Origin of the sequence: Pseudomonas sp. P135, assembly GCF_020312125.1 — a bacterium.
GTDB classification, from domain to species: Bacteria; Pseudomonadota; Gammaproteobacteria; order Pseudomonadales; family Pseudomonadaceae; genus Aquipseudomonas; species Aquipseudomonas fragariae.
The window spans coordinates 127,170-149,776 of record NZ_JAGPYR010000003.1 but is presented as its reverse complement, the minus strand read 5'-3'; the positions used below and the strand labels follow the sequence as shown (position 1 = coordinate 149,776).

The window sequence follows — 22,607 nt, the reverse complement described above, 5'->3', positions numbered from 1 at the left end:
AGCTTGCTAATCGATAGCTGCCTTTGCGCAATGGCGATGCAATTCACGCTGTGTGCGCCTCATCGCAAGGCGCTGAAGGTTGCATCGGTTGGCACGCAATGGCCAAACGTACAGCTGGAGACATAGGGGGCCTGGCGCGCCAGTTCGTTACGATAGGCACCGGCGCCGTATACAGCCAATACCGCCAGAGCACCTGCGACAACCATGCACTTTCTTGTTATTGCTTTCATGACGCACTCCTTACCTCGGCTACAGAGCAGTTTGAAAGGACTGATTAGAGTGTAGGACAAGGTTGGGTTTTGCGTCGGCTGCCTTATCGCTGCATGCCGCGTGTCGGACGAGCCGAAAGACGCGCTAGAATTCGCGCTTTGACGTATTGGCAGGGTTGAGAGACATGGCACGCAAGGAATACAACGGGTTTGAAGTGGTCTCGGCAGTGATGCCGTCCGAGCAGGGTTATAACGCGGCGATTGCCGTAAAGGCGCTGGGCGCCGGCGGCGCACCGCGTTTTCATGCGCTGCTGCCGGACCAGAAATTCAAGACCGCCGATGATGCCGACCTGGCCGCTGTGGAAGAGCTGCAGCGGCTGGTCGATATTGATGCAGAGGGCGAACCGGTCTGGGCTGACGCCTGATCAGGCGCCTGGGCGGAACATCTTGAACAGCGCTTCCGGGCCGAGCTGGAAGTAATCCGCCGGGCCGCCGCCGCGCAGAATCGGCTCGGCGGCGGCGGTATCGTAAACGCCGTCCTTGAGCAGCGACTTGTCGATGTGCACCGCCACCACCTCGCCGAGAATCAACCAGCTGGGCACCAGTTCCTTGTCGGCGCGTTGCAATTGAATGATCTGCGTGACCTTGCACTCGAACGACACTGGCGTTTCGAGTACACGCGGCACCGAGACGATCTGCGAGGCCAGTGGTGTCAGGTTTGCCAGTTCGAATTCGCTGACGTCCGGCGCCACCGGTGCGCAGCTCTGATTCATGGCTTCGGCCAGCGAGCGGGTCGCCAGGTTCCAGACGAACTCGCCGGTCTGCTCGATATTATTGAGGCTGTCTTTGCGGCCCACGCTGCAGAACCCGATGATCGGCGGCACGTAGTTGAACGCATTGAAGAAGCTGTAAGGTGCCAGGTTGAGTTTGCCGTTGGCATCCTGCGACGAAATCCAGCCAATCGGGCGTGGGCCTACAATCGCGTTGAACGGGTCGTGCGGCAGGCCGTGACCCTTGGATGGCTCGTAGGAGTGAATAGCGTCTGACATGCTCGGTTCCTGATGGGCTCAATAGTGGATGTCAGCATAGTGCTGCGCATTTGCAGAGGATGCCAGAGGGGCGTGTGTGTTTCATCCTGAGCCAGACATGAAGAAGCCCGACATCGGCCGGGCTTTGGGGGTATTGCGTGAGCGATCAGCCCAGACGATTGGCGCCTACGCGATCTGCACCGTCTGCAGCAAGACGATTGGCACCGACGTGGTCTGCACCATCGGCAGCCTGACGGTTGGCACCGACGCGGTCAGCGCCATCAGCGGCGAGACGGTTGGCACCGACGTGATCTGCGCCGTCAGCCGATACGCGGATCGAGCCGACGTTAGTGTGTTTGGTACCGCCTTCAGCAACGAGGGTGGCGCTGGACAGTTCGCTTTGAACGTGGGTGGCTGGAAGTGCAAATGCGCTGGAAGCCAGAACAGAGATAGCCAGACCAAAGATCAGTGTGTTGGTTTTCATGATGATGTCTCCAATGAGTGTCGGGTGAGTTGTCATCCCGGTATGGAGGCAATGCTACGCGCCAGCGGATTATTAAGAAGTTAATAGGATTGCTAGCGATCATCGCTGAAAATGATAGTTGTCTGTAATGCTCTGGTTTCGGGCCTTGCAGGCGGTGTTGCGTTATTGTGGTGCAATTTCTGAAAAGTCTTGTAATAAAGGCTCTTGACAAATTAAAAGCGCAGTTTATTCAAGCAGTTATTGCTGAAATTCGGCTAAATAACGCACCGCCCTGTAACACTCTGTTGCAGGTCCAGGATGTAATTGATTGTTTTGGAGCGGCTGATGTATCAATGCGGGCGATGATATTGATCGTTGTAAGTGAGCCTGAATGACTCTTCTGCCTGCGCGGAGTCCTCAGCGTTATACACACGTCTCGATAAGCCCAAAAAATAGAGTGAACGGGGCGGCGATCCCCATTGCTCATGAAGAGTCAGTCATAACGCTCTATTTCTGGAGGCTGTACCGGCCTCTTCGCGAGCAAGCTCGCTCCCACGAGATCTGTATATAACGATGAGAGCGGAGCCTGGGCACGAGAATCGTCGCAATCCGATCAGTCAGTTTCGATACGCGAGTGCTTACGCGTGTCTTTCATGAACACATACACCAGCAGCGAGCAGGCAATACAGGCAGTGACGTACCAGTAGTAACCGGTTTCCATCCCGATGCTCTTGAACCACAGCGCGATGTATTCCGCAGTGCCGCCGAAGATCGATACCGTCAGGGCGTAAGGCAGACCGACGCCCAGCGCACGGATCTCGGTCGGGAACAGCTCAGCCTTCACCACTGCGTTGATCGAGGTGTAGCCGCTGACAATGATCAGTGCCGCCATGATCAGGAAGAACGCACCCCACCATGTCTGAATGGTATGCAACGTGGTCAGGATCGGTACGGTACACAGCGTTCCCAACACGCCGAACGCGATCAGGATCGGACGCCGCCCGACCTTGTCGGACAGCGCGCCGATGACCGGCTGCAACAGCATAAACAGAAACAGTGTCGCCGCTGATATCGACGTCGAGTCGGTGATGCTCATGCCGACGGTGTTGACCAGATACTTCTGCATGTAAGTGGTGTAAGTGTAGAAAGCCAGCGTCCCGCCCATGGTAAGACCCACGACGGTCATCAGTTCCTTGGGATGGCGCATCAGCGTACGCATCAGGCTCTCCTTGGGCTTTTCCTTCTTCTTGCGCGTGAACGACTCGGTTTCTTCCATGCCGCGACGTAGGAACAGCGCGACGATTGCGCACAGGGCGCCGATGACGAACGGGATGCGCCAGCCCCAGGCATACAGCTGCTCGGTGGTCAGCGTCTGCTGCAGAACGATCAGCACGCCCAGCGCGATGAGCTGGCCGGAAATCAGCGTGACGTACTGAAAACTGGAGAAGAAGCCACGACGTTCCTTGGTGGCCATTTCGCTGAGGTAGGTGGCGGACGTGCCGTATTCACCGCCGACAGACAGGCCCTGCAGCAAGCGGGCGAACACCAGCAGAATCGGGGCACCGACGCCGATGCTTTCATAGCCCGGTGTCAGGGCAATGATCAGCGAGCCGAAGCACATCAGCAGCACCGATGCCATCAGTGCAGCCTTGCGGCCTTTGTAGTCAGCGTAAAGCCCCATCAGCCAGCCACCGATAGGCCGCATCAGAAAGCCGACGGCAAAGATCGCAGCGGTGTTGAGCAACTGGGCAGTGGTGTCGCCCTTGGGAAAGAAAGCTTTGGCGAAGTACAGCGAGAAGGCGGCGTAGACGTACCAGTCGTACCACTCGACCATGTTGCCGACCGAGCCACTGAAAATCGATTTGAGACGGCTGGAGGTGGTTTTCTGGCCAGCGGCAGTAGCAGCCGACCCATGGGAGGCGGGATTGGAGGTTTCCATGGTGTTCCTTGTTTTCATTATTTTTGGAAGGAGGCATTCGATGCCCTGCCCGTTACATAGCAGGAGCTGTGCCAGACCATGAAGGCTTGTTCTAGAGCGGTAGGACGACTTTGATGAGCAAGAATCCGCTTATCGGCCCGATTGGGATAAGCGGATTCTTGCCGATGGGAGCGCTCGCAGCAGGTTGTTCTGGTCGATTGCCGACAGAAGACCGCTCAAGCGCTCAGTTTAGAGGAGATCAACAGCGCTGCCATGACGATGCTGACAGTGCCGATGATCACCATGATCGTGTGCCTTGCATAAAACTGCCGAATCTTCTGCCGGGCAGGCGCCGTCTGAAACAGGTAGCGATAAGGCGACAGGGCGACCCACAGCACCGCCAGCAGCAGATAAGCCAGCAGCGTGCGCGGGCCGTCAAGCACGTGGACAAGGCCCAGAAACAAAAACGGAAGGCCATGCCGCAAGACCAGCGCCTGGGCACCGGGCCAGCTCAGCACCTTGGGCAGTAACTTGCTGCTCAGCCAGGCATCGGCAGGCTCTGCGAGAACCATCAGCGGACGCCATACGCAGATGAAGATGAAAAAGCCGACGGTTGTCCACAGCGATGTCAGGAACAGCGCGACGACCCGCGTTCCCGGATTGTATTCCACCCCTTCAGGCGCTAGCGGAGGGGCCAGCAACGCCAGCAGAAAAGCGCCGATGTAGACCCAGATGAGCGGCGTGAAATCGCTCTGCTCACGCATGAGTTTCCAGGCGTTCAGGTCTGCTTCGGGGTAGCGCTTGAGGATATCGGGGTAGTGGACGGTCAACTGCTCCTGAATATGCGCGCAGGCGTTCCACACCGAGGTGTCTTGCTTGACCGCAGTACGGATCCGCGCGGCCAGACGTGGCGGCTTGAACATCAAGTGCGCGGCCTTGCCTTCGGCAGTGCTCGGTTTGGTGTCGAGCAGGCGTTGCAGATGCTCGGCATACTCCACTTCTTCGTATCGCTGGCGCAGCGTCTGCCAGAGGTCTTCGGGGCCGGGGTGGAGGTTTTGCTGCAGGTTCCAGCCAAATACCGCGCGCGTCTGTTCCAGCAGGTCAGAGGTCACATGCTGGCTGGCAATCAGCAAGACCATGCACCTGCATTGCAAATGCTCGCGACGCTCCAGCTCTGTCAGCCAGGGCTGTTGCTCCAGCGTCTGAAGTTCTTCAATGAAGCGTGCATGCTGCCCGCTCTCGATGAGTGCGCTGAACGCTTCGAACGCCTCGCGCAATATCGCCTCGGCCAAGGCGTGCTGCTGGTAGCTGCTGATATGAATGCTTTGCCATACCGTCAGCCAGCGCAGATGCTGAAATGCAGCTTTGATCAACTCGACACGACGCGCCGAGTCGTTCAGGCACTCCAGCAGCAACAGTTGTTGAAAGCGCTCGGCCTGTCCATGCTCCATGGCGAGCTGCTGTTGCTCGAGCAGGTTCTGCGCTGTGGTTTGCCTGACCTGTTGAAGCCAGTCCAGGCCACCGGGCTGCTCGATAACGGTCGTTGTCAGAAGCGTGGCAGGCGAGGGCTCAGGCAAGGGCTGGCGCAGCATGACAGGCTGGTCGTCCTCATCCGCGCGTGATCGTGCCCGCTGCAGCGCCTCTTCATAGGCATCACGCAGATTCTGGAAGGCTACCGGGTCTTCATCAGGACGGTTGACCTTCAATAACCGGGCATATTGGCGTTTGATGCTGCGCTCGTCGGCATCGTGATTCAGCTCAAGTACTGACCAACAGTCGATCATCTTGCGCCCTGCTCGAACGTGTCGACTTCCTGTTTGAGTTGCTTGCGAATTTCGCTGATCTGCCGCTCGTCCTGCGTCTCCAGCACATGCTGGAACTGGGTGGTCCAGTGATCGATAAGTTCTCGATCGCTGCCCAGGCATTCCTGATACAGGCGTTCAAGTCTGGCGATCAGATGAGTGTTGGCCTGTTGTTCGCGCGGATGGACTTTGAGTGCTTCGAGTACCTGAAGGCGCTCCTGTATTTCATCAGGCGTCATCACGCCAGGGTTGTTTTCGATGACCAGCTTGTGACGTTCCCCGGTCAGCTGTGTCATCACGTCGGCCTCCAGCAGGCCGTTATTGTCATAGGTAAAACGCACATCCAGCGCCACTTCGCCGGCCTTCGCCTTGGGGATCGGGATAATGAGCTCGCCCAGGGCGATGTTGTCCTTGACCATACGGCTTTCGCCTTGAAAGATCCGCACCATAACGTGCTCTTGATCATCACTGACGGTCTGCACTGTTTTTACCCGGCTGACCGGTACGACGCTATTGCGTTCGATAATGGGCAGGTAGTGACCGCTTTCATAGCGATTGCCAACTTGCGTGATGGTCTCGATCCCCAGCGTGTAAGGGCACACATCGGTGAGGACGATCTCTTCCAGCGCTGCATCCCGGTGCTTGAGTGCCGCCTGCACCGCTGCGCCCTGAGCGACGATTTCATCGGGATTGAGAGCAATGGAAGGGAAGCGCCCGAACAGGCTCGCGGCAAGCTTGCGGATCAACGGCATGCGCGTCGTGCCGCCCACCAGCAGAATCTCATCCAGATCGGCGACGCGTATCCGCGCGTCTCGAAGCGCACGCTCGGCCGGCGCGCGAAGGCGGTTGAGCAGGGGCGCATAAAAATCGCTCATCTGCTCTTGAGTAATGGTCTTTCGCCATTCCCTGTCGGCGTGACGCAATACGAAGTCGGCACTTGCGTCCTGGCCCAAAGCCCTGCGCACCCGCTCGGCTTCGCGCCGCAAGGCCGGGGCAATCAGCTCCGTTGACGGGAAGTCCGGCTCATCGCGGTGCAGGTTCACAAAGTGCTCGACCATGACCTGATCGAAATCTTCACCCCCCAGAAAGTTGTCGCCCGCGCTGGCACGTACTTCCATCACGCCGTCGAAAAGTTCGAGGATCGAGATGTCGAAGGTCCCGCCACCCAGATCGAAGACCAGAAACGAGGTTTCGCCTTCCTTCTGGTGAAGGCCATACGCAAGTGCCGCCGCTGTCGGCTCGTTGATGAGCTTCTCGACCTTGAGGCCCGCCAGCTCTCCGGCAATACGCGTGGCTTTACGCTGAGCGTCGCTGAAATAGGCCGGAACGCTGATCACCGCTTCCGTGACCGGCTCGCCAAACGCGCGCTCGACATCAGCCTTCAGGCTTTTGAGCACCAGCGAGGACAGCTCTTCGGGGCGGTAAGTAGCAGAGCCGAGGCGAATTTCCTGGGCGCTGCCCATGTAGCGCTTGAACAGGGCGGCGGTTTTTTCCGGGTGGGTCTGCAGGCGTTCGCGGGCTGCCTTGCCGACCAGAATCTGCCCGTCGTCGTCCAGCCCGACAACGCTGGGGGTAAGTGTTTCTCCCAATGCGTTGGTCACCAGCTCGCTGCTGCCGTCGCGCCATACCGCCACCAGGCTGTTGGTGGTGCCCAGATCAATACCGACGATCATCTCGAAAATGCTCCCTGCTCTAAGAGTGTTGCGATGTTTTGCGTGATTCTGAATCAAGGCAACCGGTGTTGTCTTGGTTTTATGCGTCGGAAGTGCCGGGATTCACTCATGCGTATCAGGCATCAGTGAATCCGCTGGCGTGATGAATTGATGCGAATCCATCCCCTCAGTGTTCGCCGCTACGGCTCACCGCCTTGTGCAGAATCGCCGCCAGATCGTCTCTGGAGTAGGGTTTCTGCAACAGGTCGAAGCGCTGTGTTTCGTCCTGAGCGATCGTCGCGAACTCAGTGCTGTACCCGGTGGTAAGAACCACCGGCATCCACGGATAGCGCGCTTCGATTTCGGCGTACAGTTCCAGGCCGCTCATCCCCGGCATGGCGATATCCGAGAACACCACATGGAAGTTTTCCGGGTTGCCGGAAAGCTCTTTCAGCGCTTCGGCGGCACTGCTCACCCAGAGTACCTGAAAACCCAGTTGCTCAAGCATGGGGCGGGTATAGGTGCCGATGTCCTGATTATCCTCGACCATCAGCACGCACAGCCCGGGCAACGGGGTGAGGGTGTGGCGATGGTCTTCCTGGACGACTTCGTGATTCTGTGCGCTGGGCAGGCACAGCGTGAAGCGGCTGCCTTTGCCCAGCTCGCTTTCAACCAGCACTTCACCGCCCGACTGTTTGGCAAACCCGAATACCTGCGACAAACCCAGCCCCGTGCCCTGGCCGACACTCTTGGTGGTATAGAACGGTTCGAAGATCAGGCCCAGTTTCTCCTTGGCAATACCGGCGCCGGTATCGGTCAGCGATACCCTTACATAGTCACCCTCTATATAGTCACCCTCGCCGAGTGAAGCGGGTTGATCGTCGGCAGGACAGGCAGCGCATTCAACCTTGATGACCAGCCGCCCCGCGCCGGACATCGCATCGCGGGCGTTGACCACCATGTTGACCAGCGCAGTATCGAACTGGCTGCCATCGGCGAAGATGAAGCACGGCTCGGCAGGCAGGTCGATGCTGACCTGAATCCGCGCGCCGGTCAGCGTGTCCATCATCTCGCCAATGCGCGCCACGCTTTTGCACACATCGAACACTTCCGGCTGCAAGGCCTGACGGCGGGCAAACGCCAGCAACTGTCCGGTCAGGCGCGCGGCCCGGTCCACCGTGCTGGAAATGGCTTCGACGTACTTGACGCGACGGTGCTCTTCGAGGTTTGGCGACTTCAGCAGGTCGCTGCAAGAGCGGATCACCGTCAACAGATTATTGAAGTCATGCGCTACGCCGCCGGTAAGTTGGCCAATGGCTTCCAGCTTCTGCGCCTGATGCAGGGCGTCCTGTGAAAGCCGCAGCGCTTCATTGGCCTCTTCCTCGGCCTGAATGTCACGGCCGACGGCATGGATGAATTGCTTGTCCGGCACGGCCGTCCAGGAGATGGTCCGGTACGAGCCGTCCTGATGGCGATAGCGATTCTTGAAGTGCGGGATGGTGCGGCCGTTCTCCAGCCCGCTCATGGCGGCCAGCGTACTGTCCACGTCCTCAGGGTGCACCAGTGCCAGAAACTGGCTGTCGAGCAGTTGCTCTTCCGACCAGCCGAGGGCTTGCGTCCATGCCGGATTGACTGCCGAGATGATCCCGTCGAACTGTGCCACCAGCATCAGGTCGGTCGACAGCCGCCAGATGCGATCACGGTCCTGGGTGCGTTCGACCACGCGCTGCTCGAGCGTCTCGTTGAGCGACAGCAGGGCTTCTTCAGCGTCTCTGAGCTGGGTCATGTCCCTGGACACACAGAGGATCTTCTCCGGTTTGCCATCCTTGCCGAAAATCGGGCTGACCTGCACATGCCACCACTTGGTGGTGCCGGCCAGGGTTCGCGCCGATCCCGTAAAACTGGCGTTCTGACCCGCTCTGGCCGCTTCGACTGCCGCGATGGCGTCCAGATTGCCCTGTTCCTGCCAGAAGTCAGGCCAGGGGCAGCCGCGAATCGCGTTGAAATCGCTGACCTCCATGATCCGCTGACCGCCCTCACTCATGAAGGTCAGGCGCGAGTCCAGGTCCAGCACCTTGATGCAGTCGTTGATGCTCGACAGCACACGGTCCGTGAACGCTTCGTTTTCCGACTGACGTGCTTCAGCCATGACCTGCAAGGTGGTCTCGTTGACACGGCAGAACACGCCCTCGATCAGGCCGCTATCGCCATACAGCGGCGAGTAGGACAGCGACCACCAGGTCTGCTCGGGCTTGCCATTGCGCACGATGGTGCGCTGAATATTGTCGGACCGGCGGTTTTGTCCGGCCAGCGCCTGCTCGGCGAGCGGCCGCACGGCTTCCCAGGCATCGCCCCAGACCGAGGCAATGGGCTGCCCCTGCGCCTGTGCTGCCGCGATGGGCAGGACCTGAGCGTAAGCGTCATTGAAAAACAGGGTGTAGTCCGGGCCCCAGAGCAGGTACATGCTGTCAGGGCAACTGAGCATCAGATTCATTGAAGACAGTAGCGCTGCGGGCCATGCTTGCTTAGGTCCCAGCGCGGACGTCGACCAGTCCGTCTCTCGGATAAACCGACCCATTTCGCCGCCTCCCAATGGGAGGTCGAGGGGAGTATTCACGGTAGAAAATGCCCCATCTTTCGGACTGTCAAAGTGAGCTGAATAGCCATGCGGGCATGATGTCATTATGCCTTATAAGTATCCAGCCATCACGACCCTCATATAGCCGTGAACAGTATGCAGACCCGGCGCTGCAGGAAATGTTCGGTTATCGCCGGAACAAGCTGTACGGAATCTGCGCAGCCCTCATTCGAGGAACGTTTCGCGTACCAGAGCATGGCGCTGCATCTTCTCGTTCAGCGTCCTTCGAGGCAGTTGCAGCTCATTGAGCACCGCCTTGATGTCGCCTTTATGACGGGCCAGCGAAGCGCGCAGGCATTGTGCTTCGAAGGCTTCCTGACGCGTCGCCAATGAATGCCCCGGCCATTGAGTATCAGGTTGCGGCAGGGCCTGCTCCAGACCCAGCGCCTGCCGCTCGGCGGCATTGGCCAGCTCGCGCACGTTGCCAGGCCAGTCATGGCCGAGCAACTGGCTCAGGCGCGCTGCATCCAGCGCGGGCGCCTCCCGGCCCACGCGTTCGGCGGCGGCGCGGGCGAAGTGGCTGAACAGTTGCGCGATGTCTTCAAGACGCTCGCGCAGCGGCGGCAGGCGCAGTTCGGCAACATTGAGGCGGTAGGCCAGATCTTCGCGGAAGCGCCCGGCACGCGCTTCTTCGAGAAGGTCAGGCTTGGTCGCGGCAATGATTCGCAGGTCGACGTCGATACTCTGATTCGAGCCCAGCCGCTCAAGGCGCTTGTCCTGCAGAACGCGCAGCAGCTTGACCTGCTGTGCCATCGGCATGCTCTCGATTTCATCAAGGAACACCGTGCCGCCGTCGGCATACTCCAGACGACCGATGCGCTTGCCCTGTGCACCGGTGAAGGCGCCGCTCTCGTGGCCGAACAGCTCGGCTTCGAACAGGTGCTCCGGGATGGCCGCGCAGTTGAGTGCAACAAAAGGTCTGGCGGCGCGCGGCCCGAAATCGTGCAGGCAGCGAGCGACCAGTTCCTTGCCGCTGCCGGTTTCCCCGCGAATGATCACATTGACCGGCAGTTGCGCCAGTTCCAGCACCTGGCGGCGCAGTGTCTGCATGCCGGGCGATACGCCGAGCAGCGTGGCGTCCAGGCGGGTTCTGGCATCGGCCTGCTCATGCAGGCGGCGGTTTTCCAGCACCAACTGGCGTTTCTCGAGGGCGCGCCGCAGGTTGCTGATCAGGGTTTCCGGGCTGAAGGGTTTTTCCAGAAAGTCATAGGCCCCTTCGCGCATCGCCTCCACAGCCATCGGCACATCGCCATGACCGGTCAGGAGGATGACCGGCAGGTCGCGGTCTGCGCCTTGCAACCGGGTCAGCAGCTCCAGACCGCTCATGCCTGGCATGCGCACATCGGTCAGCACGACGCCGGGGAAGTGTTCCGGTAGGTGCGCCAGGCACTCTTCGGCGCGGGCGAAGACTTGCACCTCGAACCCCGACAGCGTCAGCCATTGTTCGACGGCTTGCCGAATGGGCGCCTCGTCGTCTACCACGATGACCGAATTCAACATGCCGGGTCAGGCCTCCAGAAAGTCGTTGGGCAGGCTGAACCAGAATTCGGCGCCGTCCGCATGGTTTTGCGCCGTCAGTTGTCCGCCCAGTTCATGAATGATGGCGTACGACACCGCCAGGCCAAGGCCCAGACCATCGCCTACCGGTTTGGTGGTGAAGAACGGATCGAAAATGCTGGGCAGATTTTCCGCAGCGATCCCGCTTCCGTTGTCCCTGACGCTGAGCCGCCACTGATTGTCGAGGGCGTCGATACGCACTTCAAGGCGCCTGGAGCGGCACTCGCGCATGGCGTCCAGTGCATTGCGCAGCAGGTTTATCAGCACCTGCTCCAGGCGGATGGCGTCGCCGCGCACCCATGCCGGGCGTGCCAGATGCAGGATGCAGTCGACGTGTTCCTCGCGCAGGCGCGGGTCGAGCAACAGCAAGGCCTGATCGACCACCGTGGCCAGGTCCAGCCTCTCGCGCAGGCCGCTGGGGCTCTTGCGTGCGAAGGTCTTCAAATGGCTGGTCAAGGCGGCCATACGTGTCAGTTGCTGATCGACGGGAACCAGCGCTTTGCAGGCTTCATCGATGCGGCCTTGATCGAGCAGCAGTCGCAGGGTCGCCAGCTGCATACGCTGGGCGGTCAGCGGCTGGTTGATTTCGTGGGCCAGCGCTGCCGACATCTGCCCCAGCGCCGCGAGTTTGGCCGACTGCACCAGACCGTCCTGCGCGGTGTGCAGATCGCGTGTGCGCTCTTGCACCAGGCGCTCCAGTTCATCCCGGTTGCGCTCCCTCAATCGCGCCAGTCGCCAGCGCTGATAGAGAAACAGGCTCAGAAATACCAGCGCCAGCCAGATGCCTGCGGCGGCCAGTCCTGCGTTGCGCACATCCTCGCTGGACGCGGGCGGCTTGCGCAACAGGTGCTGGGTCCAGTTCTCGTCCGCAAGGGGCAGCGACTGCCAGAGATAGTCCGTGGTGCCGTCCGGGCCGTCGACACGGCTCAAATGGCTGTTTTCGCTGAAGCTGTCGATGACCCGGCTGCGCAGCGGTGACAATACCTGCTTGTCGTACTGGCGGGTGCGCAACAGGGTGGCACGGTCTTCCACCGAGATCGGCTGCAGCTCGCGATAGCGCCAGCCTGGTTGATTGGCGATAAACACGATGCCTTTCTCATCGCTGACCAGCAGCAGGTCGCCGCCCTTATCCCACTCCTGCTCGAGGCTGGGGAACTCCAGCTTGACGACCATCGCCCCCATGAACCCACCGGTATCATTCAACACCGCGCTGGACAGAAAGTACCCTGGAATTCCGGTGGTCACCCCGACCGCATAAAAGCGCCCGGTACCCTTGGCGCGGGTCTGCAGGAAGTAGGGTCGAAAAGCGTAGTTGTGACCGACATAGCTGTTGGGCGTGCGCCAGTTGCTCGCGCCAATCGCCAGACCCTGCAGGTCGAGCAACTCCAGCGTCGACGAATGAGCCGCGTTGTTGATTTTTTCCAGCTTGAGGTTGAGTGCGTTCTGTACTTCACCGGTTACCGGGCCGCTCAGCGCGGCACGAATTTCCGGGTCCAGTGCCAGAACGGAGGGCAGGGCGCGGTAGCGCTCGATCAGGGTGTGCAGGGTATTGGCATACAGTGCCAGTTGTCCTTCGGCACGCGCGGCATCTTCAGACATTGCGTGACGCTGCGCCTGACGCATCGCGAGCCCGGCGCACAGGGCTGCACCGGCCAGAATCAGCAGCACGTACAGGGTAATGCGCCAGTAGCGATGCTTGAGCGTCATGTCGCAGCCTGATCGGACCCTGTTGGCGCGTTCCCGAGCGACTGCTCACGAACGCGCCATGCGCAGGGGTTACAACAGATTGAAGGTCGCTTCTTTCACAGCTTCGGAGTCCAGGCCGATCATGACCTTGAATTCGCCAGGTTCCGCCACGTGCTTGAGCTGAGTGTTGTAGAACTTCAGATCGTCTTCACTGAGGGTGAAGGTCACGACTTTTTCTTCTCCGGGCTCAAGCATCACTTTTTCGAAGTTTTTCAGTTCCTTTACCGGACGGCTGATCGACGCCGCTACGTCATGCAGATACAGCTGCACAACGGTAGCACCGGCAACCTTGCCGGTATTCTTCACGGTCACGCTGGCAGTGAGCTTGCCTTTGCGCGTCATGCTGGCGTCCGACAACGTGATGTCCGAGACGTCGAACTGGGTGTAGCTCAGACCATAACCGAACGGGAACAGCGGGCCATTGGGCTCCTCGAAATAGTGCGAGGTGTAGTTGCCTGGCTTGCCTTCGTGATACGGACGGCCGGTGTTCAGGTGCGCATAGTAGACCGGCAGTTGACCGATCGAGCGCGGAAATGTCATGGCCAGCTTGCCCGACGGGTTGTAGTCGCCGAACAGTACGTCAGCCACTGCATTGCCGCCTTCGGTGCCCGGGAACCAGGTTTCGAGCATGGCGTCGGCCTGTTCCTGTTCGTCGACCAGAACCAGCGGACGGCCATTCATCAGCACCAGCACCAGTGGTTTGCCAGTGGCCTTGAGCGCCTTGATCAGGTCGCGCTGTTTGCCCGGAATGTTCAGGCTGCTGCGGCTGGCCGATTCATGGGACATGCCGCGCGACTCACCGACCACGGCAACGATCACATCGGCCTGCTCGGCGACCTTGACCGCTTCGTCGATCATTTCCTGCGCCGGACGCGGGTCGATCTCTACTTCCTTCTCCATGAAGTTCAGGTAGTTGAGGACGTGTTCATTGTCACTGACGTTGGCACCGCGTGCGTAAACCAGCTTCGCCTTGTCGCCGACCGCGTTGGCCAGCCCTTCATACACTGTCACCGACTGGTTGGGACGACCGGCTGCCGACCAGCTGCCGAGCATGTCGAGGTGACTTTGCGCCAGTCCGCCGATCACCGCGATGGTGCCTTGCTTCTTGAGTGGCAATGTCTCGTTCTGGTTTTTCAGCAGCACCAGCGTCTTGCGCGCCACATCGCGAGCTTCGGCACGGTGCAGGCGGTCATCCGCATAGGTGTCGGCAGGGTCATCGGCGGCAACGCCGATGCGACCGTAAGGCGAGGCGAACAGGCCCATGTCGTACTTGGCACCCAGCACTTCACGCACGGCGCTGTCGATTTCCTTCATGGAAACCTCACCGTCCTTCACCAGCCCGGGCAACTGCTCGCCATAGGCCGCGTCGTTCATGCTCAGGTCGACGCCCGCCTTGATCGCCAGCTTGGCGGCCTCGCGGAAGTCCTTGGCCACGCCGTGGTCGATCAGCTCCTTGAGCGCGCCGTGGTCACTGATGGTCACGCCCTTGAAGCCCCAGTCCTTGCGCAACAGGTCCTGCATCAGCCATTTGTTGGAGGTCGACGGGACGCCGTTGATCGAGTTGAGCGCGACCATGATGCCGCCGGCGCCGGCATCGATGCCGGCCTTGTAGGGCGGCAGGTAGTCCTGGTACATGCGCGTCATGCTCATGTCCACGGTGTTGTAGTCGCGCCCGCCTTCTACCGCGCCATACAGGGCGAAGTGTTTGACGGCGGCCATGATGCTGTCATTGGCTGCGACGTTCTTGCCCTGGAAGGACTTGACCATCACGTCGGAAATGCGCGACACCAGGTAGGTGTCTTCACCGAAGCCTTCGGAGCTGCGGCCCCAGCGAGGGTCGCGGGAAATATCCACCATGGGCGCGAAGGTCATGTCGATACTGTCGGCACTGGCTTCTTTGGCCGAGACCCGGCCCATCGTCGCGATGGCGTCCATGTCCCAGCTGGCGGCCATGCCCAGGCTGATCGGAAAAATCGTCCGGTGACCGTGAACCACGTCGTAGGCAAAGAACATCGGAATTTTCAGACGGCTTTTGGCGACTGCGGCTTCCTGCAGCGGACGATTTTCCGAACGGGTAATGGAGTTGAACGTACCGCCGATTCTTCCGGCGGCAATTTCCTTGAGAATTTGCGGCTGTGGCATTTCCGAACTGATACTGATGAGTCGCAACTGACCGATCTTTTCGTCCAGAGTCATTTGTTTCATGAGTTTGCCGATGAAGGCATTCTTGGCCTGAAGCGTTGTATTGTCCGTGGCGGCAGCGGTCTGGGCCATCACCGACTGACTGGCCATACCGACCAGCAAACCTAATAAACACAGCTTATTCATGAATGATTTCTCAAGGCTTTTGTCAGTAACTCGCGTTTAATGTCCGACAGCCAGTTTTTGGGTTATGGACCTTTGGCGTTATGGTTCGTACAGGGTGCAAGGATAGTTGCTATCCGCTTGACTGTACGAAGTCTCCCCAGGGTGTGTACGAAAATGGCGGTCTGATTGATTTTTGTACAGACCCTGTTCGATCAAATAGTGAACGCACCAGGTGTTGGCGGTGGATTATGCCGGGGAACTTGTGTTTTGGCTAAGGCGTGTCGTTTCAATGGATTCAAAAAAACACCGGAGGTCTGGATTTTGAAGTCTGTTTCACAGTGGATGCTGTACATGGTGATGCTGTTGGGAGGGGTATTGCGGGCCGAGGCAGAGCCATCAGCACTGGTTTTTCCGCCGATGACCGGCAGTGTGGTGGATGCCGCACAGATGCTCGACAGCCAGACTACGGTTCGTCTGGCCAGACTTCTGAGCGCCCATGAAAAGGCGACCGGGGAGCGGGTAGTGGTGGTGACCCTCGCTGATCTGCAGGGCACGAGCATCGAAGAGTTCGGCTCTCGACTCGGCGACGCCTGGGGCCTGGGGCTGCACGGCAAGGATGACAGTGTTCTGCTGGTGGTCTATCGCGACAAGCGCAAGGTGTTCATGGAGGTCGGCGGTGCGCTGAAGGACCGTCTCAACGACGCCCAGGCGTCTCTGATCATCGACATGCTGATGACCCCCGAGTTTGACGACAACCGGTTTGCCGTCGGCATAGAGCGCGGTACGCGCGCGGTCATCGCGGCATTGGGTGGCCAGATACCCGATTATCCCGAGCCGACAGGGCAGATGTCCGACTATGACGAGCAGCCCGATGACGACCAGGTCTGGCTGATCGGTATCGTGTTGACCCTTATCGTGCTGGGGATTGTAATCATCAGTGTCAGACGGGGCGGCGCCACCCGGCCCGCACGTGAAAGAGCCGCCGATCGCAGTGGCGGACGCTTCGGCGGTGGCGGTGCTTCAGGCAACTGGTAGTTGATTGATTCGGAATGAGGGAACCATGGCTTTACTGAACAAAGACGAACAGCGGCAGGTTGCCGAAGCGATTGACCGCGTCGAGCAGCGCACTGACGCCGAGCTGGTCACGGTACTGGCCGCTCGCGCTGACGACTATGCCTACATGCCGTTGATCTGGGCCGGGCTGATCGGCCTGCTGCTGCCGGGCACGATCAACTACTGCCTTCAATGGTTGAGCGCGGACGAGTTGATGCTCGCGCAGATGAGTACGTTCATTATTGTCGCGCTGGTGTGTCGCCTGTCGAAGGTCTCCGCGTTGCTGGTGCCGCTTTCGGTGCGGCGCTGGCGGGCCGGGAATCTCGCGCGTCGGCAGTTTCTCGAGCAGAACCTGCACAAGACCCACGACGGAACCGGCATTCTGGTGTTTGTCAGCGAGGCCGAACGGTATGTCGAAATCCTGGTTGACCATGGCATTGCCAGTCGTCTGCACAACGACACCTGGAAGGCGATGGTTGACGTGTTTACCCAGCAGGTCAGAGACGGACAGACCTTGCAGGGGTTTCTCGGGTGTATCCATGCCTGTGGCGAGCTGCTTGCCGATCATGTACCAGTGACGCACGGCAGGAATGAATTGCCGAATCGGCTGGTGGTGCTGGGGTAACAACAAAAGGCAGGTGTCGATATGGATCAACGCCTGCCTTTATATTGAAGGCTGATGCGTCAGACGAGGCGCCTGATATCGTAGAACGATCTTATGTACGTCTTCAGTTTTTCGACAGGCGTGCTGATCGGTGCAGAAGCGTCATCTTGCGACGTGATCTGATCCAGAAAGTTGTAGAGCGATTGATAAACCTTCCTGGCCTCTTTGACCCAAAGTGCCTTGCTCTTGCTGATGTCAGCGATCCCGGTCAGCTCATCGAGCCTTCCGTTGATTGACTTTGCTTCCTGGGCGACCGTACGGGACTCGGCGAGCAGTGCGTTATAGCGCGACCTCAGTCTGTCGCGTTCTTCAGTAAGGTCAAGGTAGGTCAGGGCGCTGCTGATCTTGTCCAGGAGTTTTCCGAGTCTGGCAATTCCGGCGGTGATCAATGCAAGTTCCGGCGATGGCATGGTGACGATCTGCAGTTCTTCCTGAGTAGGCAGCATGTCCTTGAACAGGTCGGCAAGGTTGTACTTTTCATAGGTCTTGATAGTTGTGTCAAGCAGGCGCCGGTCTTCAGCGATGACACTCATCGCGCTTTCCAAAGCGGCTGAGCGTTGTGTCATGCCGTCAATCTGTTGCTGGAGTATGTCCTGTAAACGGTTGTCTTCCAGCGTGAGGTTTATCTGCGCCATATCATCGCTGCGCTCGGCAATGGTGTGAGCGCTGCTGCGCAAAACGGTGGTCAGATTCGAGAGCAGACGAATGCGCTCGCCGTTCAGCAGGCTGATCGCTTGCTTCTTTTGTTTATCGCTGAGTCGAGCGTCTGCTTCAATGTGCTGTTGCCTCAGATCGATCGGCTGCAGGTTCACGTTATTCAACTGTACAGTGATATCGGCCAGCGCTTCGCGATAGGCGTTGTCTGCACGCGTCAATGCGTTTTGAAGCGACAGCATTTTTTCTTTCATCGCCGGCAGAAAGTCCAGCTTCAACGTATTCACCTGGGCCAGAATATTCTGGCTGGCGGCATTCATGATTTCAGTATCGGGAGGCGTGAGGACCATCGGCTTACCCAAGGTTTCAGTGCTCATGGTCATTGTCCTTTCAGGCTGGATTGCTGTTCGTGTTGAAACTGGTCCAGCGCACTTTCAAATAGCTTCAGTAACTGGGCGGTCATGCTTTTTATTTCTAGCCACGGCGTGACTACGGCCTGAAACCGTATAGCGAAAATCATCAGTGCCTGATCGTCGCTGATCGCTGCCAGTTCATCTGCAGAGCTGTCAATGTATGCCGCCAGCAGGGTCCATAGGTCTTTCAGATTGGTCGCACTCTGATGAGCGTCCATCATGCGAATATTCATATCCTCGAAGAGTATCTGCAGGCTGCGTACGGCGGCGGCCAACGGAACTTTTTCCTTGAGTGTCTGAACCTTGAGGTTCTTGGAGGCGATCATCCGGTTTTTTTCTTTCCGGATTTTTTCCGCCTGGGCGCCAAAAATACCTCCCGTGATAGCAACCCCGATGGGCCCTCCGAAACCACCCCAGGCAATATTGGTTATGGCTGCCTTATATTCTTTGTTCTTGTGTTCTATATCGACGGTCAGCTGTTCGATGTCTTTTTCCAGTTCGCTGATCTGCTGGTCCAGATCAGAGCGCTTTGCCAGTTTTACCTTATCGTTGATGCCGGGAATGAGTTGAACGCTCAGGACGGTGCTGAAGGTATCGATGTGTTGCGCCAACGTGCTGGCCGCGTGCTGATGGTTCTTTATTTGTGACGCGGTTTCTTTCAGGAACTGGGCCAGCGTGATACAGACCTTCTGGTCGGTTTGCCCCAGTGGCGTGGGCGATGTATCGCGGACCTCTTCAAGGGTCAGATCGACAACGGTCAGACCCAGCTGCCTGGCAAAGTCCATTTTTTCAATGTAACTGATGATCTGCCGACCCTGATCCGAGAAGTGTGCGGCAAACAGGTCAATGGTGAAACCGCTGCGCTTGATGGCGTCCTCGATACCCAGCCAGCTTTTGCCGTGGTTGTGGATTGCCTTGTAAGTCACCAGCATGTCTTTAGGCTCAAGCCCGGGAATGCTACTGGTTGTAAAACCCAATTGCTGTTCGACGCGAGCGAGTGACGTGGGGATGTTAAGGGCGTGTCGTTCGTAACGTTTCAGACTAAGAATGTCTTCTTTGGTCAAAATAAGCGCGGCGCCACGGCCACCCTTTTTTTCATCATCAAGTATAAGGTTCAAATACTCTACGGGTTTTAAGGTGACCCGCGCGAGTGTGTCGTTTTCCAGCAGTGCTGCTTGACTCAACATAAGGCACGTTCCTTGTGCGGTTTATTCTGCCGGAGCAAAAGGCTCCAGAACTTTTATCTGATTAACTGTAATCAGCCACAACGACTATAAAGGTGTTTTTACACGGCGCAAGCAATGCTTCGCGGTTGTCGGTAGAGATTGTTTTACCGATCATGTGCGTGTCGCAATGGTGTGTAGGACCGCACTAACAGCCCGCGTAGTCTCTGAAAAATAAGGGTGCCCTTGACGTGCCGACGCGCCTAAAATGCCGGTCTGATTTTTCGAGTCCCGGACGGGACGCTTGAGGCACATTTTCAATGTCAGTCATTACCTCCACGTCACCCATCGCTGCGACCGATCACCTCGCGCAGTTCCTTGGCCTGCTGGACATCAGCCTGTCGCAGAACTCGCTGATCAAGCTGGTCCTGGCCAAATACGTGGGCAGCGAAGCCGACTTGCAGCGGATCATCATCAAGCCGCTGACCGTCAAGGAGCAACCGTGCCTGAGCTTCGTGTATCGCTACAAGACTCGCGACATCACCAAGAATTTTTCGCTTGCTGAAGCGGTGGCTGTCATTGCCAGCCTGATACCGGCGTCCTTCAAGAACGCGCACCTGTTGTCGCTGACCGACGAGGTGCAGTTGGAGTTCAGCAAGAAGGGCAAGACAACGCTGTTCAAAAGCAAGACTCAGCAGGAGCGCCAGGCTCCTTCGGCCGGGCATGACCGTGAGAAGAAACGCTACCTGGAGCTTACCCGGCCATTCCTGACTGACTTGGGTGTGACCAATCGCCAGCATGAGCTGATTCCGGCCATGTCGCGCAAATGGAAGCAGATTAACAAGTTCATCGAAGTGTTTTCCCATGCACTGAGCTCATCGCCGCTCAAGCTCGATCAGCCGATCAAGGTTGCGGACTTCGGCTCAGGCAAGGGTTATCTGACCTTCGCCATCCACGACTACCTGTGCAACACCTTGCAGGCGCAAGGGCAGGTGACCGGTGTCGAGCTGCGCGAAGACATGGTCACGCTGTGCAACGAGGCGGCGGCGAAGCTCGATCATCCGGGGCTGACCTTTGCGCAGGGTGACGTGCGTACAGTGGCGCCCAGCGCGCTGGACGTGATGATTGCGCTGCACGCCTGTGATATCGCGACAGACTACGCCATTCATATGGGCATTCGCTCCGGCGCCTCGATCATCATGTGCTCGCCGTGCTGCCACAAACAGATCCGCTTGCAGATCCAGAGCCCGACGCTGTTGAAACCGATGCTGCAATACGGTCTGCACATGGGCCAGCAGGCAGAAATGGTCACCGACAGCCTGCGCGCGCTATTGCTGGAAGCATGCGGTTACGAGACCAAAGTGTTCGAGTTCATCTCGCTGGAGCATACCAACAAGAACAAGATGATCCTCGCGGTCAAGCGTGCCGAGCCGGTCGATCCGGCTCAGTTACTGGCGCGCATTCAAGAGCTCAAAACGTTCTACGGCCTCAGCGAGCATTGCCTGGAAACGCTGCTCAAGGGCGACGGCTTTATTGGCTGAAAATAGCCGTCCTGTGCGCAGTGGCCGAAGCGTCTGCGACCAACGGTCTGGCGTTTGACTGCTTCGTTGCGCTGGATCAATGGTTGTACCTCGCGCAAGGCGGATGCTTGGCTCATCACCCCAGCATCCGCGCTACCCTCGAGGGTCCGTCATGATCAGCACTTTTTTCATCCCCGCTGTGAACATCATCGGCACTGGCTGCATTGACGAAGCCATGCTCGCCATACGCAAATACGGATTTCGCAAGGCCCTGATCGTCACGGATGCTGGCCTTGCCAGGGCCGGAGTAGCCAGTCAGGTCGCCGGGCTGTTGGTGGAGCAGGGCATTGACTCGGTTGTGTACGACGGTGCCCGGCCCAACCCGACCATCGCCAACGTCGAGAACGGTCTTGCCCTGTTGCAGGAGCGCCAGTGCGATTTCGTCATATCGCTGGGCGGTGGCTCGCCTCACGACTGTGCAAAAGGTATTGCCCTGTGCGCCAGCAACGGGGGGCATATCAGCGATTATGAGGGCGTCGACCGTTCGGCAAAACCGCAGTTGCCATTGATTGCCATCAATACCACCGCCGGAACCGCGAGTGAAATGACCCGCTTCTGCATCATTACCGACGAAGCCCGGCACGTAAAAATGGCGATCATCGACCGCAACGTCACGCCGCTGCTGTCCGTGAATGATCCCGACATGATGGTCGCCATGCCCAGGTCGCTGACTGCCGCCACTGGCATGGATGCCTTGACTCACGCAATCGAAGCCTATGTCTCCACGGCTGCCAACCCGATCACTGACGCCTGTGCGTTACAGGCTATGGCGCTGATCGCCAACAATTTGCGCGACGCATTCAACAACGGGGCCAATATCACTGCCCGCGAGAACATGGCGTATGCCCAGTTTCTGGCCGGCATGGCGTTCAATAACGCGTCACTGGGCTACGTGCACGCCATGGCGCACCAGTTGGGCGGCTTTTATGATTTGCCCCACGGTGTGTGCAACGCCGTATTGCTGCCCCATGTGCAGCGCTTCAACGCCAGCGTCAGCGCTGCACGCCTGACCGACGTTGCACACGCCATGGGCAGCAATATCCGCGGGCTCTCTCCGGAAGAAGGCGCTCAGGCAGCCATCGACGCGATTCGTGCATTGTCGGCTGCCGTGGAAATCCCGGCAGGTCTTGCTACGCTGGGCGTCAAGGAGGAAGACTTCCCGATGCTGGCCAGCAATGCCCTGAAAGATGCCTGCGGCCTGACCAACCCGCGTCCTGCCGATCTTGAGCAGATTCAGGATATATTTCGCCAGGCGCTTTAATCACCCCTGCAAAACAGGCCTGTCATGGACATGCTACGGCCGTACACCCTTGCAGATCGTGAGCGATGTCTGGATATCTTCGACACCAACGTCCCGCGCTACTTCGACCCTGCGGAGCGCGAGCAATTTGCCCGTTTTCTGATGGCCCCTTTGGGCCATTACTTCGTAGCCGAGCGTGACGGCGAGGTTGTCGCCTGTGGTGGATACCTGGTGTTGTCAGACCCTGAAGTGGCAGAGCTGACCTGGGGCATGGTCATCAGCGACCGCCACGGCAGCGGCCTTGGCAGGTTTCTGACCGAGGCCCGACTGCAACGCATGCAGGCATTACCGAGCGTCACCCGAGCCTTTATCGATACCAGCCAGCATGTTCAGGGGTTTTACTCGAACCTGGGCTTTGCCGTGGTCTCGGTCGATATCGACGGGCATGGGCGCGGGATTGACAGCGTCAGGATGGAGCGGGTGTTTTCGTGAGCGAGGGAGCCTGAACGTAGGCTGACCA

Annotated in this window: 18 protein-coding genes; 6 read left to right on the top strand and 12 right to left on the bottom strand. The window is 58.7% G+C overall.

Annotation, left to right across the window (positions count from 1 at the left end; genetic code table 11):
- Positions 1 to 59 precede the first annotated feature (59 nt).
- Entirely contained in the window at positions 60 to 230 is a 171-nt protein-coding gene (locus tag KBY08_RS05510; protein ID WP_162885101.1) for a hypothetical protein, read from the bottom strand.
- A gap of 164 nt (positions 231 to 394) precedes the next feature.
- Between KBY08_RS05510 and KBY08_RS05505 the strand changes: the two genes are divergently transcribed.
- Complete coding sequence (locus KBY08_RS05505) at positions 395 to 634, top strand: hypothetical protein (RefSeq protein WP_024641535.1); 240 nt, start codon at positions 395 to 397, stop codon at positions 632 to 634.
- On the opposite strand, the gene KBY08_RS05500 is transcribed toward KBY08_RS05505, so the two are convergent.
- From KBY08_RS05500 to bglX, 9 genes are all read right to left on the bottom strand, one after another.
- Positions 635 to 1,258, bottom strand: coding sequence for a flavin reductase family protein (locus tag KBY08_RS05500; RefSeq protein ID WP_003406312.1), 624 nt, complete (start codon positions 1,256 to 1,258; stop codon positions 635 to 637). It lies immediately after the preceding gene.
- A gap of 145 nt (positions 1,259 to 1,403) precedes the next feature.
- Positions 1,404 to 1,721 carry a hypothetical protein gene (locus tag KBY08_RS05495; protein WP_003406310.1) on the bottom strand — a complete coding sequence of 106 codons (318 nt, stop codon included), beginning with the start codon at positions 1,719 to 1,721 and terminating at the stop codon, positions 1,404 to 1,406.
- Positions 1,722 to 2,313: 592 nt separating this feature from the next.
- The gene (locus KBY08_RS05490) at positions 2,314 to 3,639 is read right to left on the bottom strand and encodes an MFS transporter (RefSeq protein ID WP_024641536.1); all 1,326 of its coding nucleotides are present in this window, start codon (positions 3,637 to 3,639) and stop codon (positions 2,314 to 2,316) included.
- A gap of 215 nt (positions 3,640 to 3,854) precedes the next feature.
- Positions 3,855 to 5,402 carry a J domain-containing protein gene (locus tag KBY08_RS05485; protein ID WP_058822879.1) on the bottom strand — a complete coding sequence of 516 codons (1,548 nt, stop codon included), beginning with the start codon at positions 5,400 to 5,402 and terminating at the stop codon, positions 3,855 to 3,857.
- Positions 5,399 to 7,093, bottom strand: coding sequence for a molecular chaperone HscC (locus KBY08_RS05480; RefSeq protein ID WP_024641538.1), 1,695 nt, complete (start codon positions 7,091 to 7,093; stop codon positions 5,399 to 5,401). Before KBY08_RS05480 ends, KBY08_RS05485 begins: the two co-directional genes overlap by 4 nt.
- A 166-nt stretch (positions 7,094 to 7,259) precedes the next feature.
- Positions 7,260 to 9,650 carry a PAS domain-containing protein gene (locus KBY08_RS05475; protein ID WP_011268781.1) on the bottom strand — a complete coding sequence of 797 codons (2,391 nt, stop codon included), beginning with the start codon at positions 9,648 to 9,650 and terminating at the stop codon, positions 7,260 to 7,262.
- Between the two features lie 225 nt (positions 9,651 to 9,875).
- On the bottom strand, positions 9,876 to 11,210 hold the full coding sequence (locus KBY08_RS05470; RefSeq protein ID WP_103377943.1) for a sigma-54-dependent transcriptional regulator: 1,335 nt from the start codon (positions 11,208 to 11,210) through the stop codon (positions 9,876 to 9,878).
- A 6-nt stretch (positions 11,211 to 11,216) separates the two neighbouring features.
- A complete protein-coding gene (locus KBY08_RS05465; RefSeq protein WP_111522085.1) occupies positions 11,217 to 12,974 on the bottom strand; it encodes an ATP-binding protein in 1,758 nt (585 codons plus the stop codon).
- Positions 12,975 to 13,043: 69 nt separating this feature from the next.
- On the bottom strand, positions 13,044 to 15,341 hold the full coding sequence (gene bglX, locus KBY08_RS05460; RefSeq protein WP_111522084.1) for a beta-glucosidase BglX: 2,298 nt from the start codon (positions 15,339 to 15,341) through the stop codon (positions 13,044 to 13,046).
- Positions 15,342 to 15,671: 330 nt separating this feature from the next.
- On the opposite strand from bglX, the gene KBY08_RS05455 reads away from it, so the two are divergent.
- Both KBY08_RS05455 and KBY08_RS05450 read left to right on the top strand, forming a co-directional pair.
- Positions 15,672 to 16,355 carry a TPM domain-containing protein gene (locus tag KBY08_RS05455; protein ID WP_032607961.1) on the top strand — a complete coding sequence of 228 codons (684 nt, stop codon included), beginning with the start codon at positions 15,672 to 15,674 and terminating at the stop codon, positions 16,353 to 16,355.
- A 25-nt stretch (positions 16,356 to 16,380) separates the two neighbouring features.
- On the top strand, positions 16,381 to 16,998 hold the full coding sequence (locus tag KBY08_RS05450; protein ID WP_003406246.1) for a TPM domain-containing protein: 618 nt from the start codon (positions 16,381 to 16,383) through the stop codon (positions 16,996 to 16,998).
- 59 nt (positions 16,999 to 17,057) lie between these two features.
- Here the strand turns inward: KBY08_RS05450 and KBY08_RS05445 are convergent, their stop codons facing one another.
- The gene (locus tag KBY08_RS05445; RefSeq protein ID WP_060406367.1) at positions 17,058 to 18,074 is read right to left on the bottom strand and encodes an alpha-xenorhabdolysin family binary toxin subunit B; all 1,017 of its coding nucleotides are present in this window, start codon (positions 18,072 to 18,074) and stop codon (positions 17,058 to 17,060) included.
- Positions 18,071 to 19,291 carry an alpha-xenorhabdolysin family binary toxin subunit A gene (locus KBY08_RS05440; protein ID WP_024639172.1) on the bottom strand — a complete coding sequence of 407 codons (1,221 nt, stop codon included), beginning with the start codon at positions 19,289 to 19,291 and terminating at the stop codon, positions 18,071 to 18,073. The genes KBY08_RS05445 and KBY08_RS05440 overlap by 4 nt, the downstream gene beginning before the upstream one ends.
- A 296-nt stretch (positions 19,292 to 19,587) precedes the next feature.
- Between KBY08_RS05440 and KBY08_RS05435 the strand changes: the two genes are divergently transcribed.
- The 3 genes from KBY08_RS05435 to KBY08_RS05425 all read left to right on the top strand — a co-directional run bounded on the left by KBY08_RS05435 (position 19,588) and on the right by KBY08_RS05425 (position 22,579).
- Positions 19,588 to 20,808, top strand: coding sequence for a class I SAM-dependent methyltransferase (locus KBY08_RS05435; RefSeq protein ID WP_111522083.1), 1,221 nt, complete (start codon positions 19,588 to 19,590; stop codon positions 20,806 to 20,808).
- Positions 20,809 to 20,959: 151 nt separating this feature from the next.
- Positions 20,960 to 22,108 carry an L-threonine dehydrogenase gene (gene yiaY, locus KBY08_RS05430; RefSeq protein ID WP_003406228.1) on the top strand — a complete coding sequence of 383 codons (1,149 nt, stop codon included), beginning with the start codon at positions 20,960 to 20,962 and terminating at the stop codon, positions 22,106 to 22,108.
- 24 nt (positions 22,109 to 22,132) lie between these two features.
- Positions 22,133 to 22,579, top strand: a complete 447-nt coding sequence (locus KBY08_RS05425; protein WP_103377947.1) for a GNAT family N-acetyltransferase — start codon at positions 22,133 to 22,135, stop codon at positions 22,577 to 22,579.
- Positions 22,580 to 22,607 lie beyond the last annotated feature (28 nt).

Coding starts and splice junctions, on each gene's coding strand:
- KBY08_RS05510 (WP_162885101.1), bottom strand. CDS start 230: ATGAAAGCAATAACAAGAAAGTGCATGGTTGTCGCAGGTGCTCTGGCG.
- KBY08_RS05505 (WP_024641535.1), top strand. CDS start 395: ATGGCACGCAAGGAATACAACGGGTTTGAAGTGGTCTCGGCAGTGATG.
- KBY08_RS05500 (WP_003406312.1), bottom strand. CDS start 1,258: ATGTCAGACGCTATTCACTCCTACGAGCCATCCAAGGGTCACGGCCTG.
- KBY08_RS05495 (WP_003406310.1), bottom strand. CDS start 1,721: ATGAAAACCAACACACTGATCTTTGGTCTGGCTATCTCTGTTCTGGCT.
- KBY08_RS05490 (WP_024641536.1), bottom strand. CDS start 3,639: ATGGAAACCTCCAATCCCGCCTCCCATGGGTCGGCTGCTACTGCCGCT.
- KBY08_RS05485 (WP_058822879.1), bottom strand. CDS start 5,402: ATGATCGACTGTTGGTCAGTACTTGAGCTGAATCACGATGCCGACGAG.
- KBY08_RS05480 (WP_024641538.1), bottom strand. CDS start 7,093: ATGATCGTCGGTATTGATCTGGGCACCACCAACAGCCTGGTGGCGGTA.
- KBY08_RS05475 (WP_011268781.1), bottom strand. CDS start 9,650: ATGGGTCGGTTTATCCGAGAGACGGACTGGTCGACGTCCGCGCTGGGA.
- KBY08_RS05470 (WP_103377943.1), bottom strand. CDS start 11,210: ATGTTGAATTCGGTCATCGTGGTAGACGACGAGGCGCCCATTCGGCAA.
- KBY08_RS05465 (WP_111522085.1), bottom strand. CDS start 12,974: ATGACGCTCAAGCATCGCTACTGGCGCATTACCCTGTACGTGCTGCTG.
- bglX (WP_111522084.1), bottom strand. CDS start 15,341: ATGAATAAGCTGTGTTTATTAGGTTTGCTGGTCGGTATGGCCAGTCAG.
- KBY08_RS05455 (WP_032607961.1), top strand. CDS start 15,672: ATGGTGATGCTGTTGGGAGGGGTATTGCGGGCCGAGGCAGAGCCATCA.
- KBY08_RS05450 (WP_003406246.1), top strand. CDS start 16,381: ATGGCTTTACTGAACAAAGACGAACAGCGGCAGGTTGCCGAAGCGATT.
- KBY08_RS05445 (WP_060406367.1), bottom strand. CDS start 18,074: ATGACCATGAGCACTGAAACCTTGGGTAAGCCGATGGTCCTCACGCCT.
- KBY08_RS05440 (WP_024639172.1), bottom strand. CDS start 19,291: ATGTTGAGTCAAGCAGCACTGCTGGAAAACGACACACTCGCGCGGGTC.
- KBY08_RS05435 (WP_111522083.1), top strand. CDS start 19,588: ATGTCAGTCATTACCTCCACGTCACCCATCGCTGCGACCGATCACCTC.
- yiaY (WP_003406228.1), top strand. CDS start 20,960: ATGATCAGCACTTTTTTCATCCCCGCTGTGAACATCATCGGCACTGGC.
- KBY08_RS05425 (WP_103377947.1), top strand. CDS start 22,133: ATGGACATGCTACGGCCGTACACCCTTGCAGATCGTGAGCGATGTCTG.